Here is a 19,909-nt window from a genome sequence, read left to right on the forward strand (position 1 = left end):
GGCCCTTGGTCCCTAGGGGCCCTTGGTCCCTAGAACTCATGGACTTGTCTTGAGTTTTCAGGCTGCTTTGAGTGGCAGTCTGGCGGCGTCGATGTACTGTACTACATGAGTATCGATGGTGTGCAAGGCTTTTCGGAGTTCTGGTGGTGCGGGTGGTTGGTCGGCGGCGAGCAGGGGGCGCAGCAGCCGGTCGTGGACTTTGGTGTAGAAGATCGCCACCCGTAGTCCCTGGTCGGTTAGCACGTAGGTGTTGGTGTGCGGGAGGCGTTCGATGAGCCCGTTGCGGCGCAGCCGGGCCAGGTCGTAGCTCATCTGGTTGACGGTGTATCTGGTGGCGAGCAGGGCGGTCACCTGGGCACGCAGGCTCCGATTGGTGAATCCGACCACGGCGTTGAGCGTGATACACAGGGCGCCGACCAGGGCCATGACCCGAGGGTCGCCGAACCGCAGGGCCGGGGCCCTCCTGCCGTCCGGGGTGAGCGTGGGCAGCGCGACCCGCTCAAAGGCTGGGCTCGCAAGGACACAGCTCTGGCCGACTCGTTCAGTATCGAGCAGTCGGCGGTTGACGTCACGCGCTTTGGCCTGCAGTTCATCAAGGAATCGCAGGCGTCGGTGACAGCCCAGGTCATCGGGTGAGTTGATGACGGCCTCGACGCGCAGCGCCCGCCCGTCTTTCAAATACTGTTTGATGCGCGAATGCTTGTAGAACGCATTGATGCTGACCTCGGTGCCGTAGGTAACGATCCTGGTCTTGTAGACCGGCGCGATCTTCGGGGGCCGACCGCGGCGTTCGTTGCGGCCGGTGAAGATCAGCTCCACGCTGTCGTGGCGGCCCAGATCGAGGTTGTCGGTCACCAACGCCTCGAAAAACGCCCGCGCCCGTCGAGGCGCGTCGAACACCAGGGTCCGCGACACCTCGATCTGACGTATGGAGAGCTCCCACCAGTACCCCGCGTCGCGGTCCGCGTCGGTTAACGGCAGCGGCAACCGGCTCATCCACCGCTGGAAAAACACCTCGATGGCGCCGGGACCGAGCCGATCGCAGATAGCCTGCAACGCGGCGGGATCGGCGCAGGTGGCGAACCCGTTGGACAGTTCGGTGAACTCAACACCCGCGGCGGCGGCCTGGCGTTTGGCCCATTCGTGGCCGTTGAGCCACACCTTGACCGGGTACGGAAAGTAAGCGCACACCTTGATGAACCCGGGGCCGAAATCGGCGTCCCAGACATAAAAGTAAAAACACGAGACCCGCCGGTCGGCCTTGAAAAACGAAAACCACGGAACGCCGTTATCGCCGGTGCGTTGCGCTGCAGCGAACACATTCTGGAACTCCTGAGCGGTCCCGATCGCGGCCACCCCGGACCGGCCGGTACGCGCCTGGGCGGCCAGATACGGCCGCATCACGTCGATCTTGCGGTCATCTTTGGAAAACCGCAGTACCGGGATCGCGTTATCGGCAGCGAAACGCTCCACCGCGTTGCGGAATGAAGTACCGATCTTGTCCATGATCGCCGGCGACGGGATCGGATAGCCCAAATGCGTAGTCATAAACGACACCACCTGACCACCCACCTGCAGGTTCGGCACATAGCCGTTGAAATAGATCCGATCCAGACATTCGATATCCAACTGCACATGCCCATCGAGCACATCGTTGACCGTTACCGTTGCAGCCATGCCCCCAAGCGTGGCCCCAACATACGGACCTGACCAGCCGCGTTCAGGGCCGGTGTCGGACCGCCAGCGCAACAACCGCATCACCGCACCCGAACCAACCAACCCGACCACCGCCTCGACGGTCCGAGGCCGGCCTCATTAGCTACTTCGACCTGAAAAAGTCGGCGCGTTGATCCGCGGTTGGATGGCGCTGAGCACAGAAGATGGCCACCCCTTGGGCTAGAAGGGATCGAGGCCGTCGTGTTGAGAACTGTAAATGATCAGCCGACGTTGTGGGACGCGATCTTGCCGGCCGAGCTGTTGGTGTTGCCCGACGAGTTGGCGCGGGTGGATGTCGCGTCGCGCGAGCTTGGTTCACGACAGATGCAAGGTGTCGGTCAGCGCCGTCCCGGCGTGCCCACGTTGGTGTCGCGGCTTCGCTTCGGACGCCCGTTTGCTCGCTGCGGTCAGAAGCCGGCGGATTGTTCGACGTGGCCGGCAGGCTCGACCTCGATTGTGGAATGGGTGACCCCGTAGCGTTCGGCAAGGAGTTGGCGGCTTGAGTCCAGCACGGCGTGCCAGTTGGCGCCATCGGTGATCACCACGTGCGCGGTGGCGGCCTCCATGCCGCTGGTGACCGTCCAGATGTGCAGGTCGTGGACCTCACGGACGCCTGGAAGCGCGGTCAGGTCACGGGCGGCGCCGTTGACGTCGACTCCGGGAGGTGCGACCTCCATGATGATGCGCAGCGCCTGACGCATGAGTTGCCAGGTGCGGGGCAGGATGAACAGGCCGATAGCCGCGGCGACGATGGCGTCGATGTAGCGGAATCCGGTGACCGCAATCACGATGGCCCCGACGACGACCCCGATCGACCCGAGCATGTCTGAGAGCACCTCGAGGTAGGCGCCCTTGACGTTCAGGCTCTCCTTGGCGCCGGCGGTGAGCAGCCGGAACGAAATGACGTTGACCGCCAGTCCGACCGTGGCGACGATCAACATCGGCACACCCAGTACCTCTGGGGGCGCCGCGAAGCGCCGCACTGCCTCGTAGAGGATGTAGAAGGCGACGCCGAATAGCAGCAGCCCGTTGATGATCGCGGCCAGCACTTCCAACCGGTATGTGCCATAGGTGCGCTGGTCTGCGGCCGGCCGCTTCGCCATGTAGATCGCGGACAAGGCGAGCCCGAGTCCGAGCACATCGGTACCCATGTGGGCAGCGTCGCTGATCAGCGCCAGGGACCCGGTGACAATACCGCCGATGACCTCCACAATGGCATAGGTGGCGGTCAATGCAAATGCGATCATCAACGGTTTTTGATGGCGTTCACCGGCGCTCCCGATGCGCGGGCCATGCGCGTGCCCGTCGCGATCGGGCTGGCTGGCTGCGGGCCCCACAGTGTTATCGCGCTTGCTGGATGAGCTCATCTGGATGTCTCCCGCGTTTAGCTAAATGACCACTACATGTTTCGCGCCGGCGAGCTGAGGGTTTCGTCGCCTTCACCATGTTGGCGCAGTTCACTCGCCATATTGCCAGTGGCGGCCGCAGATCGCAGGTCGTGCCCACGGTGGTGAGCGCCAGCCCTGCGTGCTTGCGCCACTCGGCAAGCCAGTCCGGGAAATGGCTGGCCGGACCGCCGCTTGGGAATCGCCACATCGCGCCTGGCGGCGCGGGTGTCGAGATCCCGGTGCCGATACAATTGCAGCGGTTGGACGCGCCGCGCCGCTTTCGCCAAGTCAGCGCGGCAGGGGCGTCGGCGTCCATTAATTTAACTGCATGTCGGTGTAGGCCGATAGCATTGTCGACCTTACGGCCATATAGCAACGCGACCTCGATGTTCGGTAGTTATCAGTGACATTCGATGCGGATGGGTAGGGTTCTGCTAGCCCGAATTTTTCGCGAGATGTAGTGAGTTTTGGGGGTGTAGGTACACGAAAGTGCCTGTCCTGCAAGGAATAATCGGACTTCTCCAGGGTTCGATATCGCTGACGGGAAGGCGCCTCGCAGGTGAAGACTATCGCGGTCGGGTCGCGGGTGAAAGTGTCGGCCGACCGTCAGGGTGTCGTGTCGCATGCCGGGATGGCCATGGTGCGCGAACTCGCCGACCGCACGGGGTTATCGGCGCAGGTCACCGTTGCTTTAGCCTCGATCCACCGACGGGCCTTGATGAATTGGTGCGCGGTCTTTGATCTTGATTGTGCGGCATTGTGACGTGAAGGTTCTGCTGGTCTACCCAGCATTTCCTGTGTGCTCCGGTCGGGCCTTGTCGGCGGGGTGGTCAAGCGGTCATAGGTAAGGGTGGACTGTAACCGATGGTGTTGTGCCACAGTGCAAGCCAATGTGTGGACCAGGGCCAGTGGCTGGGCAGGTGCAGGACTGGTCGGCGTTGCGGTCGGGCCAGTCGGGCTGGAACGTTGACGATTTTGCGTCGCAGCGTGGATCCGCGTGCCCTGGTGTGCTGGTCTCCGGCGAGCACGCCGGCGGCGCGTAGCAGGTTGTAGGAGATCGCGGCGCACAGCACCCAGGCGGAGTTCGCCCCGAAGCGTCCCGAGGGGATGTGGGCCAGCGGCCCGTCGATCAGGTCGGCGAACACGGTTTCGATGATGGCGTGTTGACGGTGGGTGATGTCAGCGTCGGCGACGGGGGCATTGGTGTTGGTGAAGAACGGGTGATATCGCCACACCGGGAACAGTGCGTCGGGGTACCAGGCGTCCTTGACCCTGCGCACGACCAGGCGGGCGGTGATCCGGTCCTTGGTGGATGCGAAAGCGGTGTAGGGGATTTCGGCGACTTCGGCATCGGAGATCCAGGCGCCGGTGTCGGGGTCGCGGACTGCGCCGGGGTAGGACACCGGGGTCCACGCCGTGTCGTCGATGGCGTTGATTGCCCGGTCCACCGCGGCGTTGCGGGTCATCACCAGGGAAAACTGGGCTCCTGTGCCCACACACGCCCGCACCACCTTGCGGTTGCCGTAGGCCGAGTCCCCGCGCACCAGGATCTGCCCACTCACGCCTGCGGCGCGGGCGGTGGCGATCGCTTGGGCGACCATCCGCCCGGCGCCTTTACCGGAGTTGGTTTTGCCGGCGCGCAAACGCATCCCGGCGATCACCGCCGCGGCGCCCGGGGCGCTGATCGTGGTGGCCAGCGGCGAGAGTCCCTGCGCAGGATCTGCTTGCCGGCGATCTTGGTGTGCCCGTAGGAGGCGCCCTGTTTGGCGTGCCCGTAGGTCGGGCGCAGTAGCGAATCGATATCGACGAACACCCGCTCATCGGCACCAGGCAGCAGCTCGACCCGCTCACACAACGCCACGAGATGCTCACGCAGCACCGACTCCAACTGGCGGGCATGTCCGAAGGTGAACTCCCGCAACAACGTTCCGACCGTCGAAGGTGCATACACCCCCTTGAAGAGGGTCTTCATCCCGCCCGATCGGATCAGGTCGATATCGTCGATGCAGTCGGCGCCAGCGCACATCCCGGCGACCACGGTGGCCAGCTTGGGCGCCGGGTTCGCCGCCCCGGACTTGATCCGCGGCACGCTGATGTGGACCTTGTCGGCGAGCAGTCGCCGTAGGCCGGTCTGCTCGGCCAACCCCATCACCGGGACCAGCCCGGCGCACGACACGAGATAGTCATCGTCGAACACCGCGGACTCCGCGGCAAACCTATGCGAAACTTGTCGTGCCTTTCCGAACTGGACTCGATTGTTGCCTGAGAACACCAATCATCCCAGCTCAGAGGGCACTTTCCTCGTTCCGACACTCACACAACAGCAGGTCAATCCATGGATCGAGGTTTAGCGGACACCTACCGCGGCCCGTGGGTGTACGCGCCCGGAGAGGTGTTCGCGGATCTGGCGGCCGCGGTCGCCGACGGCGCGGACTGCATCGACGGCGTCGGACAACTCTGCGGCGACCGTGAGCACGTTCTTGGGGCGAAGGCCTCGACCACCACGATGTGGCGGCTGGTCGACGAGCGCATCGACACCGCTCACCGACCCAGAATCCGTGCGGCCCAAGGCGTCGCCAGAGCGGCGGCGTGGGCAGCGGGGGCGGCGCCCGCCACTGGTGAGTGGTTGCATGTCGACATCGACGCCACCCTGGTGATCGATCACTCCGACAACAAGGAACTGGCAACGCCGACCTGGAAGAAGTCCTTCGGACACCATCCGCTGCTGGCGTTTCTGGATCGCCCGGCAATCGCCGGGGTGAGGCGCTGGCCGGGCTGCTGCGCAGCGGCCGCGCCGGGTCCAACACCGCCGCCGACCACATCGCCGTCCTGGACCAAGCCCTGGCATCCCTGCCGCCGGCGTGGCGGCCCGATCCCGGTCGTGGCGGCGATCCGGAGGCACCCAGGGTGTTGATGCGCTGCGACACTGCCGGGGCCACCCATGATTTCGCCACGGCCTGCCGCACCGCCGGGTGGGGTTCTCGTTCGGGTATCTCGTGGATTGGCGGGTGCAAGACGCCGTGGACACCCTCAACCTCGGCGACGCCTGGTATCCGGCGATCGACACCGACGGCGGTATCCGCGACGGCGCGTGGGTCGCCGAGGCCACCGACCTGGTCAATCTGTCCACCTGGCCGGCCGGCACCAGGTTGATCCTGCGCAAGGAAAGACCCCACCCCGGTGCACAGTTGCGGTTCACCGACGCCGACGGCATGCGGGTCACCGCGTTCATCACCGACACCCCCACCGGTGTGGTGCCCGGACAAGTCGCCGGTCTGGAGTTGCGCCACCGTCAGCACGCCCGCGTCGAGGACCGCATCCGCGAACTCAAGAACACCGGCCTGCGCAATCTGCCGTGTCACTCCTTTGACGCCAACGCCGCCTGGCTGGAAATCGTCCTGGCAGCCACCGATCTGGTCACCTGGACTCGGCTCCTCGGCTTCGCCGCCCATCCCGAACTCGGCCGCGCCGAGATCTCCACCTTCCGCTACCGGGTCCTACACGTGGCCGCCCGAATCACCCGCGGAGCACGACAGGTGCGGCTGCGTATCGACGCCACCTGGCGCTGGGCGGCGATCATCGCGACCGCCTGGCAGACCATCCGCACCGCCTTCGACTGACACCAACCTCCCGTGACCAACCAACACGAAAGAACCACAGGCCCTGGGAAAGCCCGCCCCACCCGGCGACACGGGACCACCCCAACGCGGCTCGACCCGCCCACACCGGCTCAACACGCTCTGGCCGCCCCCGCACACCATCAACACCAGCCGTACGAAAAATCGAGGCTAGCTTCTGAGGGGATTCGCTCCGCCGTGGTGGACGAAAATGTGCTGGTGTCCACCGGTCGTGTATGTGGTTGTGTCGCTTGCCAGGGTGATGGGACCACCGTTTTGCCATGAGCATGGGACCGGTTGTTTCTGGTTACTGGCCGTTGTGATGGTGACTGACGAGATGGCTGCCGGTCAATTCGGCTGGTCCGAATTGACCGGCGTTCCGGGGCGGGGTTTCTGGCGTTGCCGGTAGGACTCGCCCTCGACGACGAGTTCGTAGGCCGCGGATTGGAGGCGGTCCATCGCCGACTGCGTGAGCAGTGGGTCGGCCATCATGGTGAGAATCTCTGGGGGTTCGCGGTTGCTGGTGATGATCGTTGAGGCGGTGCGGTGGCGTTCCACGATGATTTCGTAGAAGTCATTGGTCTCGGTGGTTTCGAGCCGGTGCAACGCGAGGTCATCGATCTATGCCGACCTCGGCATAGATCGACGACGTCAGACTGCTGCCGGTGGGCACCGACGCCGCCGAAGGCCTCTACCGCGTCGTAGAAGCAGCCTACGAGCGCAAATCGGTGACGATGTCATCAAATCTGCATCCGAGCGGATTCGACGAGCTGATGCCCAAGACGCTGGCCACCGCCACCGTCGACCGGCTGCTGCACCACGCCCACCTGCGTCAGACCAGCGGTGATGCCGTCCGGCTGACCCAGGCACTGCAAGGACAGGGGGTCAAAGCCTTGACCGAACCAACCCAAGAACCACCAGTGGCCGACAACCTCATCACGGGCAGATCCGTGTCCGCCACCGGGCAGTTCTTAATGGCCACCAACGGGCAGTCCTCGTGGCCACCAGTGGGCAATTTCAAATGGCCATTGACACCCGACTACCACCTCGTGCCGCCCCCGCCAGCTCGATGCCGTAGTGGTCGAGCAGCCCGATGATCACAACACGCCGTTCGCGCCGACGGGCCACAGCTTCCACACGGTTCACACGGGGTTGCGATTCAGCCCGCCCGGGCCGACGATTTTGCCACAGCCCGGTGTGCGTGTGGGTGATTCAACACCGCTCGGCGCCTCGGCGCATCCGCGGCCAAGAGGATGACGGCGCATTGTCAGGGTTGGACGGCATCCCCGGCAGAGACGAAACCGTGCCACGCACGAAATTCTTGACGGCTGCGAGTGACTCGACATGGCCGTTGCGGATTAGTCCTGCAGCGTCGGCAACGTTTTCTCCCTTCTCGTCTAGCGATTTAGCGATAGCGGCGAGCCATTTCGAGAGCAGCGACACCCGTATGGACCGGGGTGTTGCCGGCGCGTGGACCGGCCATGGCGTGCCGCGGTGCGGTTCGGTCGGCCGGATCCGCGCAATCACTGACGAGCTGGTGCAGATCAGCTGTCGCCTCGGCGATTCCGGCACCAGTTTTCGTCGAAATTGGCGGCGGCCAGGTCGATGGGCGGCGATCATCGCAGCGTCCCTCTCGTGGTCGACAGTCGCCAGTATTGCATAGGTTTGCGACACCGGCGGTCCGCAACTATTTGGGCAGGCTCGTTAGGTACGGCACCGGCCGCCCACGACGCTGCCCGCGCGGACGTTCCAACCTGCGAGAGAGCCGGTGATGGCAAATCGCGGTCACAAGATCTATCCCGCCCAAGCGGCTGGCCTCTGCGTAGCGCTGTGTCAGTACCTGGACGGTTAGCAGGGCCACAGGCGTCCCCTCACCGCACACCTTCCTTAACACAGGATTCACACAATCTTGTCAAGCATCCCTTGAGTGTCGGACAGAGCCAGGGTTTAATGCGGTACCGGCCCGTGAGAGGTTGCGATGACCAGTCGCAGCCCGCAAACACAACAGATGATCGGACTGATTCGATCGCGTCAACCCGAGGTGCGTGGTCCTCAGCGGTTTGGGGTAGCTCGCGGTGTGTTAGAGCTTGCTGAAGCAGTCTTGACCGGACTGCGATTGCGAGGAGGCTGGGATGGTGGCGTTGCGCGTGGAGAACGTGGCCTGCACCCCGCTTTCGGTCACCTTCACGCTGTCGGCGCGGATGCCCAACGGGTAGTTTTTGGTGGTTTTGGAGGTGAGGTCGTCGAGGTGCTGTTGCACCGACTGCGTGGACATGTCAGAGCCTAACGCCTTCAGGTCGACCACCTGCAGCGACAGCCCGTTGTCGACGATCTGTGGTTTGACTGTGGCGCTGTTTAGCAGACCCTTCAAACTGACGGTGCCGCCGGCGGGGTTGGTTTCCACTTTGCTGGTCACCAGCTCGCCAATCATCGGGATGGCATCCTGAATCGACTGCTTGATGCCATCCGCCGACCAGGCGATGCTGCCGTTCAGCGCGCCGATGGTGCCCTTGGCGTCGCCAGTCTTGTTCACCCGGATGTTCTGGATGGCGATGCTGACCTGCATGCCTTTGGCGCTGCGCACCTGATTGCCCGCGGTCTGCACGGAGATGTCCGTGTAGTGGCTGGTGAGGTATTGCCACACCGGGGGCGCCGCGCTGAAAGACACGCTGGCGCTGTCTTCGACCTCGCACTGCACCCGCGTCAGCCATCACGCCGGCCGCGTAGTGCCGGGCGTAGAACTCGGCGCCGACCAGGCCGGCGACCACCAGCGCCAGCCCGGTCGCTACGATCAAAACGATGGTCTCGCGCCCGCGAACGATGCGCCGCTTCGGGGACGCCGGTGCTGGCGTGGTCGTTGTCGCCGACTGGCCGGGCGCAGGCCCTGCGGTCGGCGGCACGGGCCCGCGGCCACACGGGATCGGCTGCGCAGGTCGCGGCAGCACCGGACCGCCCGCAGGAATCCGGCGAGTTGGAGATGCCGATGGCATCCTGCCGGGCCGGGCAGGAAGAACCGGACCAGCCGGGCGACTCCATCTTGACCGGTCGCCGGGCGGCGGTCCTGGCGCATTCGTCACCCGTGCGGGTGTGCCCGAACAACCTAAACAGCGCGACCCCCTTGCGTGGGGCCCCACGTCAAGCCTGCCGACTCTAGGCTTACCGTCTTCGCAGTCTCGGCACGTGCCGCCCGCTCGTGTGAGATTGCAAAGCATCCTCCGCCTTCATCACCGCAACCGCGCTACCCCCAGTCGAGCAGCGGGAACCAGGCCATCTTGGATTTATTCTGATATTGCGATATGCTGATGTTTCTATATCGATGAGGGCCGGATGGGCGCTCGACACCGGCGGCAGAACAAAAAAGGAGATTGGGGTAGTAATGCTTCCGCATGGGCTTTTGGTCAAGGCAGCCAGCACGGTGTTCACCGGGCTAGTTGGGGTGAGCGCGTTTGAGGTGCTGCGTAAAGCGGTGGGCACCAAGCCGGTTCGGCGGGCCACGGTGGCGGCCGCGGAGTTGAGTCTGCGGGGAACGCGGCGCGCAGAAGTGGCCGCGGAGTCGACCCGACTGAAGGTGGCCGACGTGGTCGCCGAGGCCCGCGAGCGTATCGGCGAGGAGGCGCCTCCGCCGGCCGCGGCCGCCGAGGTCCACGACCACGACCACTGATCGCTGACATGACTGGTACCAACGACGCTGACTTGGTGGTCCTCTCGGACGCGGCCGGACGGATGCGAGTGCAGGTTCCGTGGGTGCGTGCGAATCCGCGGCGCGCCGTGGCGGTCGAGGAGGCGGTGGGCCGCGAGACCGGTGTGCGCACGGTGCACGCTTATCCCCACACCGGATCGGTGGTGGTGTGGTACTCACCGAAACGCTGCGATCGTTCGGCGATCATGGCGGCGATCTCGGCGGCCCAGCATGTGGCCGCCGAGCTGATCCCGGCGCGCACACCACGCTCGTCGGACGTGCGTAACACCGAGGTGCTGCGGCTGGTGATCGGGGGGGTCGCGCTGTTCCTGCTCGGGGTGCGCCGCTACGGTTTCCGACGGCCACCGCTGCTGGGTCCCAGTGGTCAGCTGGTGGCCACCGGCGCGACGATCTTCATGGGATATCCGTTCTTCCGCGGTGCGCTGCGCTCGCTGCGTTCAGGCCGCGCGGGCACGGACACGTTGGTGACGGTGGCTACGGTGGCCAGCCTGGTGCTGCGGGAGAACGTGGTGGCGCTGACCGTGTTGTGGCTGCTCAACATCGGCGAGTACCTGCAGGATCTGACGCTGCGGCGCACCCGCCGCGCCATCTCGGATCTGCTGCGGGGCACCGCGGACACGGCCTGGGTCCGGCTGGCCGATGGCACCGAAGTGCAGGTGCCGATCGATACCCTGCAGATCGGCGATGAGGTGGTGATCCACGATCACGTGGCGATCCCGGTCGACGGTGAGGTCATCGACGGTGAGGCGGCAGTCGACCAGTCCGCCATCACCGGCGAAACGCTGCCGGTCAGCATGGTCGTCGGGTCGGCGGTGCACGGGGGTTCGGTGGTGGTGCGCGGACGGTTGGTGGTGCGCGCGGCCGCGGTGGGCAACGACACCACCATCGGGCGCATCATCAGCCGCGTGGAAGAAGCTCAGCTTGACCGGGCGCCTATCCAAACCGTGGGCGAGAACTTCTCGCGGCGCTTTGTGCCGATATCGTTCATCGTGTCCGCGCTCACGCTGGCGCTCACCGGTGATGTTCGGCGCGCGATGACCATGTTGCTGATCGCCTGCCCGTGCGCGGTGGGGTTGTCCACCCCGACCGCGATCAGCGCCGCGATCGGCAACGGGGCGCGCCGCGGCATTCTGATAAAAGGCGGCTCGCATCTCGAACAGGCCGGCCGGGTCGACGCCATCGTATTCGACAAAACCGGAACCCTGACCGTCGGGCGCCCCGTCGTCACGAATGTCGTCGCCCTGCACAAAGACTGGCAACCCGAAGAGGTACTCGCCTATGCGGCCAGCTCGGAAATCCACTCCCGTCATCCGCTGGCCGAGGCGGTGATCCGCTCCACCGAGGAACGCCACATCATGATTCCGCCGCACGAGCAATGCGAGGTGCTGGTGGGCCTGGGCATGCGGACCTGGGCTGATGGCCGGGTTCTGCTGCTGGGCAGCCCGTCGCTACTGCGTAGCGAAAAAGTCACGGTGTCCAAGAAGGCCACCGAGTGGGTATCGCGGCTGCGCGGCCAGGCCGAGACCCCGCTGCTGCTGGCGGTCGATGGCAAACTGGTGGGGTTGATCAGTCTGCGCGACGAGGTCCGGCCCGACGCACCCGAGGTGCTGACGAAGTTGCGCGCCAACGGAATCCGTAGGATCGTCATGCTCACCGGCGATCATCCCGAAACCGCCGAGGTGGTCGCCCGTGAGCTCGGTATCGATGAATGGCGCGCCGAGGTGCTACCCGAGGACAAACTCCAAGTGGTACGCCAACTTCAAGACGAAGGTTACGTGGTCGGGATGGTCGGCGACGGCGTCAACGACGCCCCGGCGCTGGCCACCGCCGACATCGGCATCGCCATGGGCCTGGCCGGCACCGACGTCGCCGTCGAGACCGCCGACATCGCGCTGGCCAACGACAACCTGCAGCGCCTGCTCGACGTACCCGACCTGGGCGCCCGCGCAGTCGAAGTGATCCGGCAGAACTACGGTATGTCCATCGCGGTCAACTCGATCGGGCTGCTCATGGGCGCCGGCGGCGCGCTGTCCCCGGTGCTGGCCGCGATCCTGCACAACGCCTCCTCGGTGGCCGTCGTCACCAACAGCTCCCGGCTGATCCGCTACCGCCTCACCAACGGGCAACCACGGACCAACTCCGCCGACACCGTCCAAACAGACACGGCGCCAGCCTCACAGGGCGTGATAGCGGAGACCACCGTGGCTGAAATCGCACAGTGAGGAGCCTCGGTGCCGACAACGTGGTTGGACACTTTCACAAAGCAAGCCCGCCGGGCAGGAACATCCGCCTTCCCGCATCAGTTCGCGTTCGTCTTGGAAAACCCGATCCGCCGACTGCTATCCAATCCCGCGCACGTCGTCGACAGCCTCACGCTCACTGGTTCCGAACATGTCTTGGAAATCGGGCCGGGGCCGGGATTCTTCAGCGTGGAGGTCGCTCGTCGGCTGACCAGTGGCCGAATGGAGTTGCTGGACGTCCAGCCCGAAATGCTCGCCAAGGTACGACGCAAACTCGCCCGAACCGGGCAACCGAATGTGGGTTTCCATACCGGCGACGCAAGCGCCGGACTTCCGTTCCCGGACAGAACTTTCGACGTCGCGCTCCTAGCCTCGGTGCTCGGCGAAGTGCCCGATAAGGCCGCGTGCATCCGCTGCCTGGGCCGGGTTTTGAAGCCCGGCGGCTTGCTCGTGTTACTCGAACGCTTCCCCGACCCTGACCGCCTGAGCGTGCCGGAACTGCGGGGGCTCGTCGAGGCCGGGAATTTCGGTTTCCTCGACACCCACGGAACGATCTGGCACGACATCGTTCGGTTCAGGCGGCTCGGCATGTCGTGAGTGCCGCCTGTTGCGAACACACCCATGCTGACGTGCCCGGGCGCGGACGTGGCTCCGTCGGCGAAGGCGAACGACGCCGCGACAGCTTGGGTTCGGCGAATCATGTTTGAACACAAAATTCAGCAACAGTAAAAAGTTCGTGTGAGAGCATAGTCTGGGCTGAGACGTTTGACCGCGGTTCAGCAGCCGCAGTCTTCGCCGCGCCAGGACCGAAAGCCCTGCCAGACTGAGACGCCGGCGATCCCCAACCCGATCACCGGGTCCAGCCACCAACCACTCGACCAGTTGGCGGTAACCGCGAGACCGACCAACACCGCGGCGGCCTGCACGGCGCACAAATAGTTCTGGGCGCCCTCACCCGCGGTGGCCGACGATGCCAACCGCGCGCCGAGCCGACGCTGCGCGCGACCCAGCACCGCCATCGCCAGCAACTCGACCACAGCCAACACGATGCCGATGACACTGGTCTCGGGCTGGTGCTCCCCCGACAGGCTCTGGACCGATTCAGCGGCGATATACGGGGCCATCAGCCAAAACGACACCGCCACCAGGATCTGAGCCCGCCGCTCGGCGGTCTCGGACAGCATCCGCGAGCCCGTGAAGCGCCAAATCACCACCGCGCCGGCCAACCCCTCGGGCACACTACCCAGCGCCCAGCCGGTCAGGGCAATCGACCCGGCCGCCAACCCCTGCCACAGTCCTACCACGCCCTGGACGGCCACGAACGCCAGGCTGATCCAGGCCAGCAGCCGCGCCCAGCGAGCAGCCCGGCGCCAACCAGCATCGCGTGCAACCAGCATCGCATGAGCGTGACCGTGTTCTGCTCCGCAGACGTCGTCGACGAGCTCGGCGGGATGGTCGACGGGGCCGGAGGCGGTCACGACGCCGGTTCCATTGCAAAACCGTCCAGGCCGCACGGCGAACACGACACCACCGCAGGTCCCGGCTTCGCCGGGCTCACCGCATCAGCGGAGGTCATTATCGCCGCTCGGCGAAGATGCGGTAACGGGCGACAGGCGATCATCGCTTTCACGGTCAACTTTTCACTCATTTCGTTCTTGTCTTGATTTGTGACGACTTCACCGGTCTGACTAGCTCAACAGCGCGCGGCAGTGAGCATAAAGGTAGGTGTATGTGCTGGTGAGCCCGCACTCGACGGCGGCCACCGTCACCATATTAGGACCTAACTGGCCTGCACTCGTGACGACCCGCCCGTCGTTGCCACTATCGCGTGAGCAGCCGACCGCCGGCCCGGCCCAGGATCGCCCGCATAATGAGGGCGCTGGCGGTGCCGATCGTCTGGTGGTGTGGGTGACCGGCTTCGCCCGCGCCGACGCGATCGCCGCTTTGGCCGTCGCGGCGTTGACGGCCAAGATCGGCGCATGGCTGGCGACCGTCCCGCAGATGGTCGAGGTGCAGGATCTGCACGTTTCGGAAATCACCTCCGGCCAGGCGCCGCTGACCGCCCACATGCTCGTCGGCGACGACGCCGCCTGCCACGCGGTGCGCTCAGGAGCGCAAACGATGTTGCACAACGAGTTTGGGATTGAGCGCACAACCCTGCAAGTCCACCCCGCCGTCCCCGAAGGCCACGTGCGCGACGGTCACTGCGCCGAACCGCATGGACAAGTGCAGCACCCCTGATATCCGACCGGTGTGATTCCGGCAATCCGCCGTAGCCGTGTGCCCTGCCTGGCGTCACCTCGATGGCGGCATAGCACGGCCCGGACCGGCGAGTCGAGCAGGTACCTAGCATCCTTGGGGCGCCGTGGGTCACGCCGGTGCCGTGGTCCCTGTGGCTTCTGCCAGGCGGTATCGGATCAGCCGGGAACTGTTGGTGACAACCGCCACCGATGACGCGTTGTGCATGATCGCCGCGAGCACGGGGGATAGTGCGCCGCCGGCGCCGATGAGCAGCCCGGTGGCGTTGACCGCGATGGACATGCCGTAGTTCTGGCGGATGACCTTGACCGCTCGTGCGCCCAGGTCTGGCACGTCGAGGAGGCGTTGCAGGTTGTCGTTGGCCAATGCGATGTCGGCGGTTTCCACCGCGACGTCGGTTCCGGCCAGGCCCATGGCGATCCCGATGTCGGCGGTCGCCAGCGCCGGGGCGTCGTTGACGCCGTCGCCGACCATCCCGACAACGTGGCCCTCGTTCTGGAGCTGGCGTACCACTTCGAGTTTGTCATCCGGCAACACCTCGGCGCGCCACTCGTCGATGCCCAGTTCACGTGCGACCGCCTCGGCGGTCTCGGCATGATCGCCGGTCAGCATGACAATTCGGCGAACTCCCTTGTCCCGCAGCTTCTTCACAACATCAGCCGACTCGCGGCGGACCTCATCACGCAGGCTGATCAACCCCACCAACTTGCCGTCCACCGCCAGCAACAGCGGGGTCTCGGCCTCGCGCCGCAGCTTGTCGACCCACTCCGTTGCCTTCTTCGACACCCGCACACGTTCCTCGCGCATCAGCGACGGGCTGCCCAATAGCAAAATCCGCCCGTCGGCCCAGGTGCGCATTCCAAGGCCCACCAGCACCTCGCATTCCTCATGCGGCGGAATGATGATGCGGCGTTCTTCGGTCGAGCGGATCACCGCCGCGGCCAGCGGATGACGAGAATGGATCTCCGAGCTGGCCGCATATGCGAGCACCTGCTCGGGCTCCCAATCCTTATGGATCGCAATGATATTCGTCACTACCGGGCGCCCAACAGTCAGCGTGCCGGTCTTGTCGAACACGATCGCGTCCACCCGACCGGCCTGCTCGAGGTGTGAGCCGCCCTTGATCAGGATGCCGCGGCGCGCCCCGTTGCCGATCGCGGCGCTGATTGCCGTGGGCGTAGACAACCCCACCGCGCACGGGCAGGCGATCAAAAGCATGGTCATCGCGCGCCGAACGTCGCCGGTGAGCATCAAGGTGATCGCGGAAAGGATGAACGATGCGGGCACGAAGCGGCGGGAGAAATTCTCGCCGACGGTTTGAATCGGTGCCCGGTCGAGCTGGGCCTCTTCGACCCGGGTGACGATGCGGCCAATAACGGTTTGGCTGCCCACCGCGCTGGCGCGCACCACCAGCCGGCCGCGCACCACTACCGAACCGGCATGCACGTTGGACCCGACGACGATGCTGACCGGCAGGTTTTCCCCAGTGATCGCGGACTGGTCGACAATCGCCTCCCCGTCGATCACCTCGCCATCGACCGGTATCGCCACATGGTCGTGGACCACCACAGCGTCGCCGATCTCCACCGTATCGATCGGCACCTGGACCTCGGTGCCATCGTCCAGGCGAATCCATGCGGTGTCGGCGGTGCCGCGCAGCAGCTCGGAGATGGCCCGCCGGGTCCGCCGCACCGTGAGATCCTGCAAATATTCGCCGATGTTGAGCAGCCACAGCACGGTCAGGGCGACCACATTCTCGCGCAGGATGAGGCTGGCCACCGTTGCCGCCGTTACCAACGCATCGGTGCCGGCGCGACCCGAACGCAGCGACCGCAGCGCGCCGCGGAAGAACGGGTAACCCATGAACACCGTCGCGCCGGTCGCGACTAGCTGACCGGTCGGGCCCAGCAGCGGCGGTCGCCGGAAGCCGTAGCGGCGCATACCCAATAAGGCCAGCGCCGCCCCACCGATCACCATGCGCAACACATCGGTGTTGCGCACATCGGCCGACCGCGGGGAGCGCACCGGTATCAACTCGGCCGCGACATGGGCCGCACTGTCGACCGCCGCCAGCACCGCAGCGCGGTCGCAGCGCTTGGGCGAATACCACACGACCACCGATCCGGTATGCGGATAGGCGTGCACCGCCCGCACACCGTGCTGGCGGCCCACCGACTCCTCGACCGCAACGGCACGACGCGAATCCGAGCGAACCCATGGGACGACGACCCGCATCCGCCCGGCCGCCTCCGAAACAACCCCTAGCGCAGCATCATTGGCAACAGCCATATCCAGCGGTCAGTGGTCGTGGTCGTGGACGTCGGAGGCCGCTGGCGGAGGTACCTCTTCACCGATGCGCTCGCGGGCCTCGGCCACCACATCGGCGGCTTTCAGCCGGGCCGACTCCGCTACCACCTCAGCGCGCCGAGTCCCGCGCAATCCCACCTCCGTCGCCGCGACCGCGGCGCGCCGAACCGGAGCCTTGCCCACCGCCTTCTTCAAAACCTCATAGGCACTCACCCCGACCAGCCCGGTAAATACCGCAGCACCCGCCTTGCCCAATAGCCCATGCAGCATTACTAACCTTCCTCCCGTTCTTTTTTGCCCGGCACGAGTTCATCCGGCTTTCTGCCGACGTTAACATCAAAACATTGCCATATCAACATGGATTGGGACCCGCCGGATGCGCATGCGGGCGTAGCGGAATCGGCTTTATCGCATCGATGTTGATGGTCTTAGGCTGTCGCCTTCATGAGGACTACTCGAGGACGCGGGTGACTTTCTCGGTCTCCACCTTGCGCGGCAGCGCCGCGGCATCGGGGTTGGCCACCTGCACCAGCGACCCGCCGACCGCCAAGACCGCCAGCAAGCCGTCGATCAGCCCCGTCGGCTGGTCCCACGCGGCGGTGGAAAGTACCCGGTCCGATTCCGTCAGACCTCTTGCGGCAGCAGAAGTTTCGCAGTCGGCGAGCATGTCGTCGGCTGATCGGCCCGCCAGAGCGGGGCCGGGGTGCGGTTCGGCGACGATTTGGTCACCGTGGACGCGCACCGCGGTCGCGTAGTCGGTGACACCGATCGGCAGGTCGGGCGCCGGGCGGCCGAACGCATCCAGCGACATCACCGCGACCTCGGCGGCGCCGGTGGCGTCGGCCTCGTCGAGTCGGGCCGCGGTGCACAGCGCGATGTCTGCCTCGGGCCCGCCGAGCAGCACTTCGGCGCCGATCCACCACACGCCGAACAGCACCGCCGCCGTCTGCCAATGGGCCGGCAGCAGGACTGCCACCCGGCTGGCCGGCCCACCGCCCAACTCGTCGCGCAGCAGGTTGCCGGTCTTGGCGGCCCAGTTGGCCAGCGTCACCGCGGAGAGCTCGATGCGCTCGCCGGTCGCGTCGTCGTAGTAGGTGATGCGCGGGCCGACCGGATCGGCGCGCAGCATCGGGCCGAGAATCGCCTCGCTGAGGTTGATCGCTTTAGTTGACACACTCCGGATTGTCCGACCCGGCGGTCAGGATCGGTGACGGCGGGGGAGCGGTACTGTCGCTGGCGCCCGCGTTCGAGGCCGCCATCGGCATCACGCTGCCGTCCAGCCCGGACCCCGGACCGGTGTAATCGTTGGCCAGCACCACCCGCACCGACCCCGGCGGCACCGACGCATTGGCGATGACGGGCAGTCCGCCGAGATCTTTGGCGACCGCCTGCGCACCCAAGTCGTCGGCCTTGGCGGCCTGCACCTGACTGCCGGTCACGTGTCCCGCGTCGTTATTGGCGACACCGCCACTATTGAAACCCTTGGCTGCCAACACTTCTGAGACCGCCGCGGCCAGCCCGTTGATGTCGGTGTCGTTGAGGACGTTGGCGGTGGTCTTGGACGGTGTGTACGCGATCTCCTCGGTCTTGCCCTCGTCTTGGTTGTGCAGCAGGCCCGCGACCCAGTCTTGAACCTGACTCGGGTTCACCCGCACCACGCTGTGCATGCCGTCGTCGCTCCAGCCCGACTCGTCGAGCACCGGAATGGTGGCGAAGGCTACGTTCCCGCCGGCCAGCTTCTCCAGCTGCTTCACGAAATCCATGATGTCCCAACCGGAAGACAGCACCACCGAGCGCTGAATGGCGCCTTGGAGCCGGCCTAGAATGGCCGGACTGGACAGCGTCTTGCCGGAGATCACCTGATGGGCCAGCGACGCCATCACCACCTGCTGGCGCACCACCCGGTCGAGGTCACCGCGCGGTAGGTCGTGCCGTTGGCGGACAAAGCTCAGCGCTTGCGGGCCGTTGAGCTTCTGCCATCCGGCCGGGAAGTCTGCGCCGGAAAGTGGTTCGTACACTGGCTCTTTGAGGCACACATTGACTCCGCCGAGCGCATCGGTGATCAACGCGAATCCCAACAGCCCGATTTCGGCGTAGTGGTCGACCGTGACGCCGGTGAGGTCGGCGACCGTCTTGATCAGGGCCTCCCGGCCGGCTTCGGTTCCACGGCTCTCGGCCTCGGCCGCGTCGATCCCCGATTCGACCAGGCTGACCCGCTTTTCTTCCTTGACCTGGCCGTAGACGCCGTTGATTTTCGTCTTGCCCAGCCCGGGCGCCTGCACATAGGTGTCGCGCGGAATCGAGATTGCGGTGGCTGACTTCCCGCTGTTGGGCACCCGGACCAAGATGATCGTGTCGGTGTTGGTGGCGACCTCGTCGCCGGCCCGAAGCGTTGCCAATTCCTCGGCGCTCAGCGGGTTGCCGTGGGCGTCGGTGCGGCTGTCCATGCCGACCAGCAGGATGTCGATGGCGCCGTCGTCGCCGCCCTGGCCCAGTGAGGGAGCGAAGACGTGAAAGATCCCGTCCTCGAACGACCGGATTCTGCTCCACGCCACCCCGGTGCCGAGCACGACGACGACGGCCATCACGGTCGCAACCACACGAACCACACGTTCCGCAGGCATCACATTAGATTACTTACGCCACAGCTGTATCGCGGGTAGCCCGGGCTTCGGCGTGCCC

Annotated in this window: 12 protein-coding genes and 6 pseudogenes; 7 read left to right on the forward strand and 11 right to left on the reverse strand. The window is 65.5% G+C overall.

From position 1 onward, the window contains the following. Nucleotides 1-57: 57 nt before the first annotated feature. The 3 genes and pseudogenes from AC5Y49_RS04760 to AC5Y49_RS04770 all read right to left on the reverse strand — a co-directional run. Nucleotides 58-1,677: a helix-turn-helix domain-containing protein gene (locus tag AC5Y49_RS04760; protein WP_499884669.1), complete on the reverse strand. Its 1,620-nt coding sequence runs from the start codon at nucleotides 1,675-1,677 to the stop codon at nucleotides 58-60. A gap of 446 nt (nucleotides 1,678-2,123) precedes the next feature. Beyond that, a complete protein-coding gene (locus AC5Y49_RS04765) occupies nucleotides 2,124-3,083 on the reverse strand; it encodes a cation diffusion facilitator family transporter (protein WP_499884670.1) in 960 nt (319 codons plus the stop codon). Nucleotides 3,084-3,201: 118 nt separating this feature from the next. After that, nucleotides 3,202-3,352, reverse strand: a pseudogene (locus tag AC5Y49_RS04770) (transposase); the annotation flags it as partial. A gap of 311 nt (nucleotides 3,353-3,663) precedes the next feature. On the opposite strand from AC5Y49_RS04770, the pseudogene AC5Y49_RS04775 reads away from it, so the two are divergent. After that, nucleotides 3,664-3,813 (forward strand): annotated as a pseudogene (locus AC5Y49_RS04775) (IS1380 family transposase); the annotation flags it as partial. 121 nt (nucleotides 3,814-3,934) lie between these two features. Here the strand turns inward: AC5Y49_RS04775 and AC5Y49_RS04780 are convergent. Then, nucleotides 3,935-5,376, reverse strand: a pseudogene (locus AC5Y49_RS04780) (IS1380 family transposase). A gap of 75 nt (nucleotides 5,377-5,451) precedes the next feature. Between AC5Y49_RS04780 and AC5Y49_RS04785 the strand changes: the two are divergent. Beyond that, nucleotides 5,452-6,724, forward strand: a pseudogene (locus tag AC5Y49_RS04785) (IS1380 family transposase); the annotation flags it as partial. Nucleotides 6,725-7,069: 345 nt separating this feature from the next. Here AC5Y49_RS04785 and AC5Y49_RS04790 read toward each other — a convergent pair. Continuing rightward, a pseudogene (locus AC5Y49_RS04790) lies at nucleotides 7,070-7,342 on the reverse strand (ATP-binding protein); the annotation flags it as partial. A gap of 20 nt (nucleotides 7,343-7,362) precedes the next feature. Between AC5Y49_RS04790 and AC5Y49_RS04795 the strand changes: the two are divergent. Beyond that, nucleotides 7,363-7,620: pseudogene (locus AC5Y49_RS04795) on the forward strand (ATP-binding protein); the annotation flags it as partial. 1,181 nt (nucleotides 7,621-8,801) lie between these two features. On the opposite strand, the gene AC5Y49_RS04800 reads toward AC5Y49_RS04795, so the two are convergent. After that, entirely contained in the window at nucleotides 8,802-9,419 is a 618-nt protein-coding gene (locus AC5Y49_RS04800; protein WP_499884671.1) for an LmeA family phospholipid-binding protein, read from the reverse strand. 678 nt (nucleotides 9,420-10,097) lie between these two features. Here AC5Y49_RS04800 and AC5Y49_RS04805 point away from each other — a divergent pair. The 3 genes from AC5Y49_RS04805 to AC5Y49_RS04815 are packed head-to-tail and all read left to right on the forward strand — an operon-like array spanning nucleotide 10,098 to nucleotide 13,258. Continuing rightward, complete coding sequence (locus tag AC5Y49_RS04805) at nucleotides 10,098-10,382, forward strand: DUF1490 family protein (RefSeq protein WP_499884672.1); 285 nt, start codon at nucleotides 10,098-10,100, stop codon at nucleotides 10,380-10,382. A gap of 8 nt (nucleotides 10,383-10,390) precedes the next feature. Then, nucleotides 10,391-12,643 carry a manganese-exporting P-type ATPase CtpC gene (gene ctpC, locus AC5Y49_RS04810; RefSeq protein WP_499884673.1) on the forward strand — a complete coding sequence of 751 codons (2,253 nt, stop codon included), beginning with the start codon at nucleotides 10,391-10,393 and terminating at the stop codon, nucleotides 12,641-12,643. Nucleotides 12,644-12,667: 24 nt separating this feature from the next. Continuing rightward, the gene (locus AC5Y49_RS04815; RefSeq protein WP_499886224.1) at nucleotides 12,668-13,258 is read left to right on the forward strand and encodes a class I SAM-dependent methyltransferase; all 591 of its coding nucleotides are present in this window, start codon (nucleotides 12,668-12,670) and stop codon (nucleotides 13,256-13,258) included. Between the two features lie 179 nt (nucleotides 13,259-13,437). Here AC5Y49_RS04815 and AC5Y49_RS04820 read toward each other — a convergent pair whose 3' ends face one another. Then, nucleotides 13,438-14,058 (reverse strand): cation efflux transmembrane domain-containing protein, encoded by a 621-nt coding sequence (locus tag AC5Y49_RS04820; RefSeq protein WP_499886225.1) that lies wholly within the window; start codon nucleotides 14,056-14,058, stop codon nucleotides 13,438-13,440. A gap of 400 nt (nucleotides 14,059-14,458) precedes the next feature. On the opposite strand from AC5Y49_RS04820, the gene AC5Y49_RS04825 reads away from it, so the two are divergent. Then, on the forward strand, nucleotides 14,459-14,902 hold the full coding sequence (locus tag AC5Y49_RS04825) for a cation transporter dimerization domain-containing protein (RefSeq protein WP_499884674.1): 444 nt from the start codon (nucleotides 14,459-14,461) through the stop codon (nucleotides 14,900-14,902). Nucleotides 14,903-15,031: 129 nt separating this feature from the next. Here the strand turns inward: AC5Y49_RS04825 and ctpC (AC5Y49_RS04830) are convergent, their stop codons facing one another. The 4 genes from ctpC (AC5Y49_RS04830) to AC5Y49_RS04845 all read right to left on the reverse strand — a co-directional run bounded on the left by ctpC (AC5Y49_RS04830) (nucleotide 15,032) and on the right by AC5Y49_RS04845 (nucleotide 19,854). Then, nucleotides 15,032-17,209, reverse strand: coding sequence for a manganese-exporting P-type ATPase CtpC (gene ctpC, locus AC5Y49_RS04830; protein WP_499884675.1), 2,178 nt, complete (start codon nucleotides 17,207-17,209; stop codon nucleotides 15,032-15,034). A gap of 9 nt (nucleotides 17,210-17,218) precedes the next feature. Next, entirely contained in the window at nucleotides 17,219-17,497 is a 279-nt protein-coding gene (locus AC5Y49_RS04835) for a DUF1490 family protein (RefSeq protein WP_499884676.1), read from the reverse strand. 181 nt (nucleotides 17,498-17,678) lie between these two features. Continuing rightward, nucleotides 17,679-18,356 (reverse strand): TIGR03089 family protein, encoded by a 678-nt coding sequence (locus AC5Y49_RS04840; RefSeq protein WP_499886227.1) that lies wholly within the window; start codon nucleotides 18,354-18,356, stop codon nucleotides 17,679-17,681. Between the two features lie 34 nt (nucleotides 18,357-18,390). Then, nucleotides 18,391-19,854: an LCP family protein gene (locus AC5Y49_RS04845; RefSeq protein WP_499884677.1), complete on the reverse strand. Its 1,464-nt coding sequence runs from the start codon at nucleotides 19,852-19,854 to the stop codon at nucleotides 18,391-18,393. Between the last annotated feature and the right edge of the window lie 55 nt (nucleotides 19,855-19,909).

The organism is Mycobacterium sp. NGS62, from assembly GCF_059812285.1.

Excerpts from the sequence above, each read along its gene's own strand:
- AC5Y49_RS04760 (WP_499884669.1), bottom strand. The coding sequence starts at position 1,677 with ATGGCTGCAACGGTAACGGTCAACGATGTGCTCGATGGGCATGTGCAG.
- AC5Y49_RS04765 (WP_499884670.1), bottom strand. The coding sequence starts at position 3,083 with ATGAGCTCATCCAGCAAGCGCGATAACACTGTGGGGCCCGCAGCCAGC.
- AC5Y49_RS04805 (WP_499884672.1), top strand. The coding sequence starts at position 10,098 with ATGCTTCCGCATGGGCTTTTGGTCAAGGCAGCCAGCACGGTGTTCACC.
- ctpC (WP_499884673.1), top strand. The coding sequence starts at position 10,391 with ATGACTGGTACCAACGACGCTGACTTGGTGGTCCTCTCGGACGCGGCC.
- AC5Y49_RS04820 (WP_499886225.1), bottom strand. The coding sequence starts at position 14,058 with ATGCTGGTTGCACGCGATGCTGGTTGGCGCCGGGCTGCTCGCTGGGCG.
- ctpC (WP_499884675.1), bottom strand. The coding sequence starts at position 17,209 with ATGGCTGTTGCCAATGATGCTGCGCTAGGGGTTGTTTCGGAGGCGGCC.
- AC5Y49_RS04835 (WP_499884676.1), bottom strand. The coding sequence starts at position 17,497 with ATGCTGCATGGGCTATTGGGCAAGGCGGGTGCTGCGGTATTTACCGGG.
- AC5Y49_RS04840 (WP_499886227.1), bottom strand. The coding sequence starts at position 18,356 with ATGCTGCGCGCCGATCCGGTCGGCCCGCGCATCACCTACTACGACGAC.